At 47.3% G+C, this 12,871-nt stretch carries 14 protein-coding genes; 9 read left to right on the forward strand and 5 right to left on the reverse strand.

The features are described from left to right. Positions 1 to 29 precede the first annotated feature (29 nt). Positions 30 to 680, reverse strand: a complete 651-nt coding sequence (gene queE / locus JQX58_RS03670; RefSeq protein WP_204145462.1) for a 7-carboxy-7-deazaguanine synthase — start codon at positions 678 to 680, stop codon at positions 30 to 32. 103 nt (positions 681 to 783) lie between these two features. After that, positions 784 to 1,443 (reverse strand): 7-cyano-7-deazaguanine synthase QueC, encoded by a 660-nt coding sequence (gene queC / locus JQX58_RS03675; protein ID WP_204145463.1) that lies wholly within the window; start codon positions 1,441 to 1,443, stop codon positions 784 to 786. Between the two features lie 157 nt (positions 1,444 to 1,600). Between queC and JQX58_RS03680 the strand changes: the two genes are divergently transcribed. The 5 genes from JQX58_RS03680 (at position 1,601) to cysS (ending at position 6,746) form a co-directional block, all read left to right on the forward strand. Continuing rightward, entirely contained in the window at positions 1,601 to 2,554 is a 954-nt protein-coding gene (locus JQX58_RS03680) for a GNAT family N-acetyltransferase (protein ID WP_204145464.1), read from the forward strand. Further along, entirely contained in the window at positions 2,551 to 3,255 is a 705-nt protein-coding gene (locus tag JQX58_RS03685) for an AzlC family ABC transporter permease (RefSeq protein ID WP_204145465.1), read from the forward strand. The genes JQX58_RS03680 and JQX58_RS03685 overlap by 4 nt, the downstream gene beginning before the upstream one ends. Beyond that, positions 3,252 to 3,581, forward strand: a complete 330-nt coding sequence (locus JQX58_RS03690; RefSeq protein WP_204145466.1) for an AzlD domain-containing protein — start codon at positions 3,252 to 3,254, stop codon at positions 3,579 to 3,581. The genes JQX58_RS03685 and JQX58_RS03690 overlap by 4 nt, the downstream gene beginning before the upstream one ends. 101 nt (positions 3,582 to 3,682) lie before the next feature. After that, positions 3,683 to 5,353 (forward strand): glutamine--tRNA ligase/YqeY domain fusion protein, encoded by a 1,671-nt coding sequence (locus JQX58_RS03695; protein ID WP_204145467.1) that lies wholly within the window; start codon positions 3,683 to 3,685, stop codon positions 5,351 to 5,353. Between the two features lie 10 nt (positions 5,354 to 5,363). Further along, on the forward strand, positions 5,364 to 6,746 hold the full coding sequence (gene cysS / locus JQX58_RS03700; RefSeq protein WP_204145468.1) for a cysteine--tRNA ligase: 1,383 nt from the start codon (positions 5,364 to 5,366) through the stop codon (positions 6,744 to 6,746). A 73-nt stretch (positions 6,747 to 6,819) separates the two neighbouring features. Here cysS and JQX58_RS03705 read toward each other — a convergent pair whose 3' ends face one another. Continuing rightward, the gene (locus tag JQX58_RS03705; protein WP_204145469.1) at positions 6,820 to 7,260 is read right to left on the reverse strand and encodes a universal stress protein; all 441 of its coding nucleotides are present in this window, start codon (positions 7,258 to 7,260) and stop codon (positions 6,820 to 6,822) included. Between the two features lie 54 nt (positions 7,261 to 7,314). Here JQX58_RS03705 and JQX58_RS03710 point away from each other — a divergent pair, with 54 nt between their 5' ends. Further along, positions 7,315 to 7,788 carry a hypothetical protein gene (locus tag JQX58_RS03710; protein WP_204145470.1) on the forward strand — a complete coding sequence of 158 codons (474 nt, stop codon included), beginning with the start codon at positions 7,315 to 7,317 and terminating at the stop codon, positions 7,786 to 7,788. Here the strand turns inward: JQX58_RS03710 and JQX58_RS03715 are convergent. After that, positions 7,760 to 8,449, reverse strand: coding sequence for a DNA topoisomerase I (locus JQX58_RS03715; RefSeq protein ID WP_239090130.1), 690 nt, complete (start codon positions 8,447 to 8,449; stop codon positions 7,760 to 7,762). The genes JQX58_RS03710 and JQX58_RS03715 overlap by 29 nt on opposite strands. A 293-nt stretch (positions 8,450 to 8,742) precedes the next feature. On the opposite strand from JQX58_RS03715, the gene topA reads away from it, so the two are divergent. From topA to JQX58_RS03730, 3 genes are read left to right on the forward strand one after another with little or no spacing between them, the layout of a single operon-like run. Further along, the gene (gene topA / locus JQX58_RS03720) at positions 8,743 to 11,373 is read left to right on the forward strand and encodes a type I DNA topoisomerase (RefSeq protein ID WP_204145471.1); all 2,631 of its coding nucleotides are present in this window, start codon (positions 8,743 to 8,745) and stop codon (positions 11,371 to 11,373) included. Further along, on the forward strand, positions 11,370 to 11,843 hold the full coding sequence (locus JQX58_RS03725; RefSeq protein WP_204145472.1) for a DUF6586 family protein: 474 nt from the start codon (positions 11,370 to 11,372) through the stop codon (positions 11,841 to 11,843). Before topA ends, JQX58_RS03725 begins: the two co-directional genes overlap by 4 nt. Positions 11,844 to 11,893: 50 nt before the next feature. Continuing rightward, complete coding sequence (locus JQX58_RS03730) at positions 11,894 to 12,112, forward strand: hypothetical protein (protein WP_338040659.1); 219 nt, start codon at positions 11,894 to 11,896, stop codon at positions 12,110 to 12,112. Positions 12,113 to 12,180: 68 nt separating this feature from the next. Here the strand turns inward: JQX58_RS03730 and lexA are convergent, their stop codons facing one another. Continuing rightward, positions 12,181 to 12,807, reverse strand: a complete 627-nt coding sequence (gene lexA / locus JQX58_RS03735; RefSeq protein ID WP_204145473.1) for a transcriptional repressor LexA — start codon at positions 12,805 to 12,807, stop codon at positions 12,181 to 12,183. Between the last annotated feature and the right edge of the window lie 64 nt (positions 12,808 to 12,871).

Consider the following 12,871-nt stretch of genomic DNA (forward strand, 5'->3'; position numbering starts at 1 on the left):
CTTTCCTTACGTTGTTAGTGTGAAATAAATTAATCAATGCCAAGCATTTTATGTGTTTGTAGGCTTAGACGCCACTGTGGATTCTGCAAACAGTACTCAATTGTTTGCTGCTGAGCGTCATTTATGCGTTGTTGGCCTTCTGGGAGGGCTGCTTGATCCATCGGCTGTAGATAGAAATGCTCAAAATCTAACCCAACAAAGCGCTCTGGTGGCAAGTGACTTTGCGGGTAAATAAGCTTGAGTTCACTGCCACGATTGACCACTAACGGCGCTTCCGTTTTAGGGCTGACGCAAATCCAGTCAATGCCGTCAGGTAGCGGCAGGGTGCCATTGGTTTCGATGGCAATTGTATACTCAGCCGCCTTAAGGGCTTGGATCAGGTCGGTATCGATCTGTAGCGCAGGCTCGCCACCGGTAAAAATAAGATATTTATGGCCCGCGCCGATGGGCCAGAGGGTTTCAAGATGTTGCACAAGCGCTTCGGGGGTGTCGAACTTGCCACCATTTTGACCATCGGTGCCAATAAAATCGGTATCACAAAATTGGCATTGCGCTGTGGCGCGATGTCGCTCTTTGCCGCTCCAAAGATTGCAGCCAGTAAAACGACAGAATAACGCAGGACGGCCTGCGTGAGCGCCTTCGCCTTGCAGCGAGTAGAACGCTTCTTTTATTGAATACATGGTTATTCCTTCAATCACCCGAAAACAGTCGGGGCTGATAGTGATATAACAAGGTTAGCGTATTGCTTGGCAAAAGCTTCCCTGTGTTGTTTTGAGTAAGGCGCTAGGCTTCGTAGGTTAATGGATCATTAATGCCTTGCTCGGCAAAAGCTTCAAGACGCTCATTACAGGCACCGCATTGGCCACACGCATGCTCACGACCGTTGTAGCAGGTCCATGTATTGGCGTAATCCAAGTTCATGGCTAAACCCGACGCTAGAATTTCACCCTTAGAGTTCTCCAAGAACGGCGTGACAATTTCAACTGCCTGGTAGTTAGCAATCTTAGACACAGCATTCATTGCATGGACGAATTCAGGGCGACAGTCGGGGTAGATGTGATGATCACCCGCATGGGCACCGTAATACACTTCAGGTGCTTCTAGCGAGACAGCGTAAGCTATCGCCATGGAAAGCAGAACCATGTTGCGGTTCGGCACAACCGTACTCTTCATACTGTCTTCTTCGTAGTGACCCTCAGGGATATCAATGTCACTGGTCAGTGAAGAGCCTGCCATCAGACTGTTCATAGCAGTAATGTCGACCACTTTATGCGGAATGTTTAGATCGCGGCAAACCAGCGCGGCAACTTCAAGCTCTTTGCTGTGGCGCTGACCGTAATTGAATGAGAGTGCGTAGACATCCTTGCCTGCTGCGATGGCTTTGTGCAGCACTGTGAATGAGTCCATTCCTCCAGAATAGACGACAACGGCTTTGTTTGACATGGAACCCCCTTTTTATGAAGCGGCGGATTATAGCAAATGCCTGTCTGGTAACTAGTGCTTAGGCCAAATAATCAAAATATTGCGCATTAAGTGATTGTCCGTAACTGGTTACCTAGTTAATATAGGTAACCAGTTACGTATATTTGAGGGTTAGGAAGTGCAGCAATTTGGTGTGTTGTCATTAGGAAGTCGCTTAAAGCGCTTAAGTGATCATTTGTACGCTGAGGTTCAGTCGGTTTATCAGGCGCAATCGCTTGTGATCTCATCGACCTATTTTCCGATTCTTAGGCTCTTGCAAACTAAGCAGGGCCTGTCGGTGATGGATATTGCTGAGCAATTAGGGCTTTCGCATCCTGCGGTGAGTAAGCAAGTCAGCAAAATGCTTAAGGAGCGCTTGCTGGAGAAGGTAGCAGACCCTGCTGATCAGCGCCGCTCCATTATAGTGCTGTCGGATTTGAGTCATGCCCAGATGACGCAAGTAGAGCCAGTGCTGGAGGCGATCGGAACGGAGCTTAATTATTTTCTGGGGCAGCTTGAAGGCGACTTTTTAACTCAGCTTAGTGATTTAGAGAGTAGCTTACTAACTCAGCCTTATGCAGAGCGTGTGTTGTTGCGGCTAACGCCTGATGAATTAAGCATCACAGCGCTTGCAAGCGATAGTGACGCTCAGAGTTTTAAAGCCTTAAATATGCAATGGCTAGAGCGCTTTTTTGCCGAGCAAATCTATGCACAAGACATAGATATGCTGGAGCGGCCTCAAGCTTTCATCGCCCAAGGTGCGGTCATTAAGTGTGCGCGATTTAAAAATAGGGTAGTGGGATGCTATTTGATTAAACCGAACCTAGGTGATTCGGTTGAGCTATGTAAGTTGGCGGTGGCGGAAGAATTTGCGGGCTTAGGCATTGGCAAAGCCCTCGTAGAAGACGCTATCAAAGAAGCGTCAAAGCTAGGCGCGAGTAAACTTACACTTGAAACACATACTTCACTAAGACCAGCCATTGAGCTTTATCAACAATATGGTTTTAAAGAAGTCGACTGCAAGGTCTTTTCCGTTCCGCGTGCGGACCTAAAAATGGTGCGGTCATTGCCAGCGCAGGAGGTGTTGTTATGACCCGTTGGCAAGATGCTAAGCGAGGGATGGTTGCGTCTATCCCAATGATTATTGGTGGTGTGCCGTTTGGTTTGTTGTTTGGTTCCTTGGCCGCGGCCAATGGGCTTAGCTTAGGCTTCGCGATTGCTATGTCGAGTATTGTGTTTGCCGGATCAGCACAATTTGTGGCGCTTGGATTAATTGCCGCAGATGCGCCACTTTGGATTATCGTGATGACGACTTTTGTTGTGAACCTTAGGCACATTTTGTATGCCGCCGACATGCTGCGTTATGTAAAACATTTACCTCTTTGGCTACGTGGCGTGATGGGCTTTGGTCTAACCGATGAAACCTACGCTGCCGTTAGGCCAATGCATGATATGGGCTCCGTCAATTTAGATAATGGCCACCGTGTGTATGTAGGCTCTTTCCTCGCGTTTTATTTAATGTGGAATCTGACCACTGTGCTAGGGGCATTGGCGGGCGAGTATATCCCTGGTATCAGTGAATGGGGGCTAGAATTTGCAATGGTAGCGACCTTTATCGGCATTGTGACCCCGTATTTGAAGTCAGTGCCTTATTGGGGCGCTTTCATCGTGGCGCTTGTCGCCTCGGTAGCGCTTAGGGAGTTGCCAAATAATTTAGGGTTAATCGTGGCCACTGTGTTAGCGGTGTTGACTGGTTTTGTACTAGATCGTCAGAAAAATGGAGGTGGTAAATGACTACGATGGAGGCAATCGCTATTATCGTTGGTATGTTTGCCGTTACTTTTAGCGTCCGCTTTGTATTGTTTGCTGGCGCTCACAAAGCAAACATCCCTGGATGGCTTGAGGGGGCGCTTAAGTTTGTGCCAGTGTCTGTGCTGACCGCTATCATCGCGCCGATGTCACTAACCGATACGCAAGGTTTGGCGCTAGAGCTTAGTAATCCTTGGTTTGTCGGTGCACTGGTTGCGCTGCTCACAGGTCTATGGTTTAAGCGCCAACTGCTGACTATCTGTCTTGGCGTGATGGCCTTTTTCTTGGTCAAATTAATCGTCGCACTGTAGAAATCTATTTTCGCCGTACCCATCCGTGAATAAAATCAGATATACTAATGCGCTAATTTTCCTAATCGTTACACGAACACCAAACGGGATTCACATACAACATGTCAGAAGCGTCAAAAACAGGGAATTTCATTACCCAAATTATTGATAAAGATAACGAAACTGGCAAACACGGTGGCACAGTTGTCACCCGTTTTCCACCTGAGCCAAACGGTTATCTTCACATTGGTCACGCCAAATCGATCTGTCTAAATTTTGGTATCGCAGAACGTTATCAGGGCCAATGTAACTTGCGCTTCGATGATACCAATCCAGAAAAAGAAAGTGTCGAGTATATCGAGTCTATTAAGCGTGATATTGAGTGGCTAGGCTTTGAATGGGCCGGTCAGCCTAAATACGCTTCGGACTACTTTGATAAGCTGTTTGATTTTGCATGTGAACTCATCAAACAGGGCAAGGCCTATGTATGTGAGCTAAATGGCGAACAAATGCGCGAATACCGTGGCACGTTAAAAGAGCCTGGTCAAAACAGCCCTTACCGCGACCGCACGCCAGAAGAAAACCTTGCGCTGTTTATGGACATGCGTGACGGCAAATTTGCGGACGGTGAAAAAACCTTGCGTGCCAAAATTGATATGGCAAGCCCTAATATTAATATGCGTGACCCAATTATTTATCGTATTCGTCACGTACATCATCACCAAACAGGTGATAAGTGGTGTGTCTACCCAATGTACGACTTCACCCACTGTTTGTCGGATGCCTTAGAAAATATCACGCACTCAATTTGTACGTTGGAATTCCAAGACCATCGTCCACTGTATGATTGGACACTGGAAACCCTTAAGACATTCCATCCGCAACAAATTGAGTTTGCGCGTCTGAACCTTAACTACACGGTAACCAGTAAGCGTAAATTGAAACAGCTGGTTGATGAAGGTCATGTAGAAGCATGGGATGATCCGCGTATGCCGACTATCTCTGGTATGCGCCGTCGTGGTTTTACGCCAACGTCGATCCGTAATTTCTGTGAGCGTATCGGTGTGACCAAGTCTGATAGTATTGTCGACTTTGGTATGCTGGAACATGCGATCCGTGAAGACTTGGATGCCAATGCCAACCGTGCTATGGCTGTTTTGAACCCGATTAAGGTAACTTTGACCAATTACCCTGAAGGGCAAGAAGAAATCTTCACAGTTGCCAACCACCCGAAAAATGAAGAAGCGGGCACTCGTGAAGTACCGTTCAGCAAAAACCTATTCATTGATGCCGCGGACTTTGAAGAAGTGCCACCACGCAAGTGGAAGCGTTTAAGTCTTGGCACGGCAGTACGTCTACGTGGCGGTTATGTCATCACTTGTGATGAAGCCATCAAAGATGAAAATGGCAATGTGGTTGAGTTGCTGTGTAGCTACGATGAAAACACCCTTGGTGTGAACCCAGAAGGCTACAAACCAAAAGGTGTGATTCACTGGGTCAGTGCAAATCATGCGGTAGATGCTGAGGTGCGTTTGTACGATCGTCTGTTTAGTGATGAAGCACCTGACGCCAAGCATGAAGACAAAACGTTCCTAGACTTCATTAACCCAGACTCGCTGACGCTTGCTAGCAATGCGAAACTCGAGCCATCGCTGGCGCAAGCTGAACCAGGCGTAGGCTTCCAGTTCGAGCGTGAAGGTTACTTCTGTCGTGATCTGAAAGAAGCAGGTATGGTTTTCAATCGCACCGTCACCCTACGCGACTCGTGGGCTAAAATCGAAGCGAAAGGTTAAGTGAGCAATTATGCTAAAAGTGTTTAATACTTTGACGGGTAAGAAGGAAGTCTTCGAGCCCATCGAAGCAGGTAAAGTAAAAATGTACGTTTGTGGCATTACTGTCTATGACTTTTGCCACATTGGTCATGCCCGAGCGATGATTTCTTTTGATGTGATTTCACGCTTTTTACGTCACGCTGGTTATGACCTTAAGTTTGTTCGCAACATTACCGACGTGGATGACAAAATCATTAAGCGTGCCGAAGAAAACGGCGAAACACCGGCTGCGTTGACTGAGCGCATGATCGCGGCGATGCATGAAGACGAAACGACGTTGGGCAACAAGCTGCCAGATCTTGAGCCGAAGGCGACAGAATTCATGCAACAGATCATCGATATGATCCAAGTGCTGGTCGACAAAGGTTTTGCTTACCAAGGCGAGAGTGGCGATGTTTACTACCGTGCGAGCAAATTTGCGGAGTATGGCAAACTGAACAATCGCAAGCTGGAAGATATGCTTGCTGGCGCGCGCATCGAGGTGGAAGCGGCGAAAGAGCATCCGGCTGACTTTGTGCTGTGGAAGCCAGCCAAAGACAATGAAGTGAGCTGGGATTCTCCTTGGGGTAAAGGTCGTCCTGGCTGGCACATTGAATGTTCTGCCATGTCGACTCACTGTCTAGGGAATCATTTCGACATCCATGGTGGCGGCCCAGACCTTAAGTTCCCACACCATGAGAACGAGATCGCTCAATCTGAAGCGGCCACCGGTGAGCAATACGTTAACTACTGGATGCACTGTGGCGCTGTGCGAGTGAATAATGAAAAGATGTCTAAGTCGTTAGGCAACTTCTTTACCATTCGTGACGTGCTTGAGAAGTTCAATCCTGAGGTGGTGCGTTACCTAATGGTATCAAGCCAGTACCGCAGCAATATTGACTACTCAGACTCTAGTTTAAAAGAAGCTAAAACAGCGTTAGAGCGTCTATACACTGCCTTGCGTGGCCAAGTTGTGGCGCCAAGCTATGAGCCAACGGAGTACAGCACACGCTTTGAAGAAGCGATGAACGATGACTTCAATACGCCAGTGGCGCTGTCTGTCCTGTTTGAGCTGGTGCGTGATCTAAATAAGGCCCGTGCAGAAGGTTCTGAACAGGCGGCAGTGATGGCGGCGGAGCTAAAAGCTTTGGCTGATGTGCTTGGCTTGTTGTTCCAAGATCCTGAGTACTTCTTGCAAAATAGCACCATCAACGATGGTCTAAGTGCGGAAGAAATCGAAGGATTTATTGCTGAGCGTGCTCAAGCTCGTAAAGATAAGAACTTTGCTCGCAGTGATGAGATCCGTGATCTTCTGTCAGAGCAGGGCATTACTTTGCTAGACAGTCGTGAAGGCACCACTTGGACGCGCGACTAATGCCTTAGGCGTACGAGCAATAAAAAGGGAGGCTTTAACTGCCTCCCTTTTTTAATGCTGGTGAGTCTAGATGCTAGGCCTCAGATTTGTGTACGCGCACAGCTAACACGTCACAAGGAGCGCCATGGAGAACGCCGTTGGCAGTCGAGCCAAGCAGTAGCGCTAGACCGTGGCGGCCGTGGCTGCCCACTACAATCAGGTCAGCATTGTTTTCTTCTGCAACTCGATGAATTTCGCTTTCGATGCCGCCCTGGGTAACAATGGTGGATTCCACAGGGATATCAAGCTGGTCAACCAAGACTTCCATGCGTTGTTGAGCGGTGGTTTGTAGTTGCTCTTGAATATCGCTGACATCAATTGGCACATCACCACCGTAGGCGTAATTAAGTGACTCGATTACGTGAATGATGACTAGCTGACCACTGAAAGCTTTGCACATGGCAGCCGCTTTGTTAGCGACCTTGATACTTTCATCCGTTAGATCAACTGCGAGTACAATACGTTGGTAAGGCATGGGACACCTCCACTTCTTTGGGTTCCATTTATTTAACAGTTTAAGAGTAAAGCAATGACTGCATTAATAGTAGTATTTATTGTCCTATCTTTGATGGGATCGGCGCTTTGGATCAAGCCATCGAGGCGTGATCGCGAAAAAATGAATTTACGTATGGCAGCACGTAAGCACGGTATCTTGGTGCAGCTAACCAGTGTTGATTTGCCCGACAAATGGGACAAAACGACAAATAAGGTCAGTGTCAGCGCCTACCGCAAATACCGTGCGAAGCCGTTAAAAGATTTCACAGCTGCTAACTTGTATACCCACGAAGTATGGAAGCACGAAGCGCTCTGTGATGGGTGGTTTAGTAGTCGTTCTATTGATCTTGAGCAAACCACTAAAGATTTATTGCAGCGCCACAAAGATGTGTTTCTGGCCATCGAAGTGCGCCCCGAAGGCGTAAGCTTATTTTGGACGGAACGAGGAGATGAGCAGACGGTTGAGGCGGCCAATCAAATTATTGAGGCCCTTTTTCGTTTGCGTTAGTAGGGGTTGCGCCATCCAGTGCTTGGCTGGCGTCATCTTCCATCGCATGCACTAAACCTGCTAGCGCTTCCTCTGGATCATCGGCTTCTTGGATGGCCATAATCTGTGGGGCCATAATTTCCTGCATACGTTGATCAACGAACTTTTCGAGTTCTTTCTTCTCGGGTCGATCGACATTGTTAGACTTTAAATGTGAGTGAATAACACTGTAGAGCGTTTGTGCCACGCGCATGTCACCAGTATGGAAGTTTTTGTTGGCTTGAATAATTTGACGATTCAGTTGGATCCAAAGGTTAAGCCAGCGTAGGTAGGTGTAACACAATTTATAGTGGGTGTTGCTGATACGGCCTTTGCGACGCATATAAAGCAGCATTTTAGCAGCCTTGGTGAGACGCTCACGGTATTTGGTTTTCTCATGAAAACTCATTTCGTCCGGTTCAAGGTTTAACTGCTGAGGTTCGTCCTCACGCTCTTGTTCGGCCTTGGCGATGCGTTCTTCGATTTTTTCGGGATCGTCAGAATACTGGAGTAGTTCACGTAAGTTCTCAAGATAGAAATCGTAAAATACATCGCTTACTATAGTGTCAGTATTTAGGGGCTTTAAGCCAACAATGTGCTGCTCCATACGGTCAGCACGATTTTGTAGCTGTAAGTACTTCAATCGGCGTTCTTTTATTTCGTGCTCTTTTTGATGGGCGCGCGAACCTACCACAACCGAAATCAACACGATTATGAAAAGAATGACTATAGTTAGAATCTGAAGTGTGGCCATGATTGTCCTTTGTAAATGATTTCAGTATGTTAAAGGGCAAATGCTGAACTCGGCAATAGAAATGTTCGAAACTATAAGGGATTGCTTGTCATATATTAGCGCTTTGCTTAATATCTGCGCCCCGTAACGTAATCTAAGCATGTTTATCTTTCAAAGTAATAGTTTAAGGCTCAAACAACTCAATGGCTAAATCTCTGGTAATCGTGGAATCGCCCGCTAAGGCGAAAACAATTAACAAATACCTCGGCAACGACTATGTCGTGAAGTCGAGTGTTGGTCACATCCGAGATCTACCCACTGGTACGACATCTACGTCTACGCCACAGGAGCGTGCCAAGCAGGCAGCACTGACGCGTAAGATGAGTCCAGAAGAAAAGGCTGAATACAAGCGCACTAAATCGCGTAAGCAGCTGATCAATCGTATGGGGGTCGATCCTGAGCATAACTGGGATGCCCATTACGAGATTCTACCAGGCAAAGAAAAAGTTGTTGATGAGCTACGCCGCTTAGCCAAAAATGCTGACACCATCTATCTCGCAACCGATTTGGATAGAGAGGGTGAGGCCATCGCTTGGCATTTACGTGAAGCGATTGGCGGTGATGATGATCGCTATAAACGTGTGGTATTTAACGAAATTACCAAGAGCGCGATTACGTCGGCGTTTGACACGCCATCAGAGCTCGACATGAATCGCGTCAACGCACAACAAGCGCGTCGCTTCCTAGACCGTGTCGTGGGCTTTATGGTGTCGCCTTTGCTATGGGCTAAAGTGGCACGTGGCTTATCAGCGGGTCGTGTACAGTCGGTCGCTGTACGCCTTATTGTGGAGCGCGAGAAAGAAATTCGTGCTTTTATCCCAGAAGAGTTTTGGGAGCTGGATGCTAACTTAGCAACCGAAGATAAAACCAATATTCCATTCGCTACAGTAAAATACCAAGGCAACGAATATCGTCCGACTTCAAAAGAGCAGTCTGATGAGCATGTTCAGCGCATTGAGCAGTTGCCGTTTAAGGTCACTAATCGCGAAGATAAACCGACCAAATCCAAGCCTTCGGCACCTTTTATTACGTCGACTTTACAGCAAGCCGCTAGTACACGTTTGGGATTTGGCGTTAAGAAAACCATGATGTTGGCGCAGCGCCTCTATGAGGCAGGTTACATCACCTACATGCGTACCGACTCGACCAACTTGAGTCAAGAAGCAGTTGCGGCGGCTCGAGACTATATTCAAAGCAACTTTGGTGACAAATACTTGCCAAAGGATGCGCTGCGTTATTCTAGTAAAGAAGGCGCACAAGAAGCCCACGAAGCGATTCGTCCATCCAGTGTTGAAGTCACCCAAGACATGCTGCAAGGCATGGACAAGGATGCACACCGTTTATACGACTTGATTCGCAATCAATTTATTGCCTGTCAAATGACGCCGGCCGAATACACGTCGACGACCGTGACAGTGATGGCTGGAGAGTATGAGCTGCGTGCGAAAGGGCGCATTTTGCGCTTCGACGGTTACACCCGTGTGATGACACCGACTGGCAAAAAAGCTGAAGACACTATTTTGCCTGAAGTGCAGACCGGCGATGTATTATCACTCGTTGCGCTTGAGCCTGAGCAACACTTTACTAAGCCGCCAGCTCGTTACAGCGAGGCGAGCTTGGTGAAAGAGCTTGAAAAACGCGGTATCGGTCGTCCATCTACTTATGCGTCGATTATTTCTACGATTCAAGATCGTGGTTATGTGCGCGTTGAAAATCGTCGTTTTTACGCTGAAAAGATGGGTGACATCGTCACCGATCGCTTGGTGGCAAACTTCGACGACTTAATGGATTACAGCTTCACTGCGCAAATGGAAGAGAAGCTTGATGATATTGCAGAAGGTGAAAAGGACTGGATCCAAGTTCTTAATAACTTCTATCAAGATTTCAGCCAAACACTTAATCAGGCAGAAAGTGAAGAAGACGGTATGGCTCCCAATGAGCCCACGCCGACTGATATTCCTTGCCCGACCTGTGGTCGTCCGATGCAAATTCGTACCGCTAGTACAGGGGTCTTCTTATCTTGCTCAGGTTATGCATTACCGCCAAAAGAACGCTGTAAAGCCACTATTAACTTGGTGAGTGGTGATGAAGCCGTGGCGGTAGATGACGAAGAAGGCGAGTCTAAAGCGCTGATTAATAAGCGTCGTTGTTCAATTTGTAGTTCCGCGATGGACAGCTATTTAGTGGATGAGCAGCGCAAACTGCATGTTTGTGGTAACAATCCATCTTGCCCTGGCTTTGAGGTAGAACAAGGGACCTTCAAGCTTAAAGGTTATGATGGCCCAGTGATCGAATGTGATAAGTGTGGCTCAGAGATGCAGCTTAAAACGGGTCGCTTTGGTAAGTACTTTGGTTGTACCAACGAAGACTGTAAAAATACCCGTAAGCTTCTGAAAAATGGTGAAGTGGCTCCACCAAAAATGGACCCAGTACCCATGCCTGACCTTGAGTGTCAGAAGGTGGAAGACCATTACGTACTACGTGACGGCGCAACGGGCCTATTCTTAGCGGCCAGCCAGTTCCCACGTAAGCGTGAGACACGTCCACCATTGGTCAAAGAATTAAAGCCGTACATGGAGCAAATTGATCCTAAGTATCATTACTTTGATTCGGCACCCTTATTTGATGACGCTGGCAATCCAACGGTGATTCGCTACAGCCGTAAAACCAAAGAGCAATACATCATGACCGAAGTAGAAGGTAAGCCAACCGGCTGGAAAGCATTCTATGTAGATGGTCAGTGGAAAGTTGACCCAGGTAAGAAAAAGAAATGATAGCCACAAGTGCTGCTAGCATAACCAATCAACGGCTAGATGCCGCCCGCAGGCTACTTGCTCAAGGTGAGCAGCCAGAGTTCGACTGGATGTATGCTAGCTTTGAAACGTCGGCTTTATTTCAGCTGCGCAGCGCGCTGAATGGGCTATTGCAAGAGCTTAAGTCTGCGTATGGTCTTAACGCTGGCTTAAGTGTTGCAGAGCTAATGAGTTCCAGCTCCGATAAAGGTGTAGTGGTACCAGCCTTGCAAGAGCTTCACGCCCTTGAAGGGGCTAAGGACTCTTGGTTAAATCAGCTCTACAGTGGCTTTCAAAGTGCTTTAGAGTGTCAGCCTAAACAGTCCACGACCTTTACGGATGCCTCTAGCTTGATTGGCAAAGGCACCGATGACGCCGCTTCAACTAAATTCATTTTAAACTCTTTAGTAGAGTTGGTCTTACGCTCTCGCGAGGACGCCGCAGAATATTAATGATGAAAGATACCTATTTAGAAATTGTAGAACTCGAGAATGGAGAGATTGTGTTACGTCCAGCGGGTGAAGAGGAAGATAAAAGCCCCATTGCGACGCTCAAGATCTCTGACGACACCAAAGATCTTCTCAAAGATAAGTATTTTGAGCTGGCTAAATGTATGTTTCACGCCGGTATCGATTATGTCTACTCAGATGATTTTCAAGATATGATGGCGTCTGATGAAGATGCACATGATGAAGAGTTCATGCCACGTATCTTGCACTGAGCCTTAATTAAGCACAAATAAAGCGCCGTGCAGGTGACTGCTCGGCGCTTTATTTTGATTGCTGCTGGTTAAACGCCGCGACGAATGACGCCCACTGAAAGACCTTCGATGGCGAAATCTTCGCTTTCAAGATCAACAATGATGTCGTTAAAGTCTTCGTTTTCAGGAATCAAGCGGACTTCTCGGCCTTTTTGCTCAAAACGCTTTACGGTTACTTCGTCGCCGATTCGAGCGACTACGATTTGGCCGTTACGCACAGCATGGGTTTTATGAACAGCGAGCAAGTCGCCATCAAAAATGCCCGCATTTTTCATGCTCATACCGTTTACCGAAAGTAAGTAATCAGCTTTGGGTGAAAACATCTCTGCGGCGACATTAAGGCGCGATTCGATGTTTTCTTGCGCTAAGATCGGATAACCAGCGGCAACACGGCCGACAATTGGCAGAGTGCCGTCGTCATCGTTGGCGGCGACCTCTGGCTCTTGCTCAATCAAACGAATGCCACGAGAGGCTCCCGATAGCATTTCGATTGCCCCTTTCTTGCATAAGGCTTTAAGATGTTCTTCCGCCGCATTAGGGGATCTGAAGCCCAAGCGTGCCGCAATCTCAGCACGCGTAGGTGGGAATCCAGTTTCAGCGATGAATTCGCGGATAGTCTCAAGGACGTCGGACTGTCTTTTTGTTAATTTAATCATATGCTATCTGTTTGTTTATACAGTTACTGTTATTATATACAGCTATCAACCATTTGCTCAACCA

It is taken from the genome of Marinomonas ostreistagni (assembly GCF_016888445.1).
GTDB lineage: Bacteria > Pseudomonadota > Gammaproteobacteria > Pseudomonadales > Marinomonadaceae > Marinomonas > Marinomonas ostreistagni.

Excerpts from the sequence above, each read along its gene's own strand:
- JQX58_RS03725 (WP_204145472.1), top strand. The coding sequence starts at position 11,370 with ATGATAGCCACAAGTGCTGCTAGCATAACCAATCAACGGCTAGATGCC.
- queC (WP_204145463.1), bottom strand. The coding sequence starts at position 1,443 with ATGTCAAACAAAGCCGTTGTCGTCTATTCTGGAGGAATGGACTCATTC.
- topA (WP_204145471.1), top strand. The coding sequence starts at position 8,743 with ATGGCTAAATCTCTGGTAATCGTGGAATCGCCCGCTAAGGCGAAAACA.
- lexA (WP_204145473.1), bottom strand. The coding sequence starts at position 12,807 with ATGATTAAATTAACAAAAAGACAGTCCGACGTCCTTGAGACTATCCGC.
- JQX58_RS03690 (WP_204145466.1), top strand. The coding sequence starts at position 3,252 with ATGACTACGATGGAGGCAATCGCTATTATCGTTGGTATGTTTGCCGTT.
- JQX58_RS03710 (WP_204145470.1), top strand. The coding sequence starts at position 7,315 with ATGACTGCATTAATAGTAGTATTTATTGTCCTATCTTTGATGGGATCG.
- queE (WP_204145462.1), bottom strand. The coding sequence starts at position 680 with ATGTATTCAATAAAAGAAGCGTTCTACTCGCTGCAAGGCGAAGGCGCT.
- cysS (WP_204145468.1), top strand. The coding sequence starts at position 5,364 with ATGCTAAAAGTGTTTAATACTTTGACGGGTAAGAAGGAAGTCTTCGAG.
- JQX58_RS03685 (WP_204145465.1), top strand. The coding sequence starts at position 2,551 with ATGACCCGTTGGCAAGATGCTAAGCGAGGGATGGTTGCGTCTATCCCA.
- JQX58_RS03705 (WP_204145469.1), bottom strand. The coding sequence starts at position 7,260 with ATGCCTTACCAACGTATTGTACTCGCAGTTGATCTAACGGATGAAAGT.
- JQX58_RS03695 (WP_204145467.1), top strand. The coding sequence starts at position 3,683 with ATGTCAGAAGCGTCAAAAACAGGGAATTTCATTACCCAAATTATTGAT.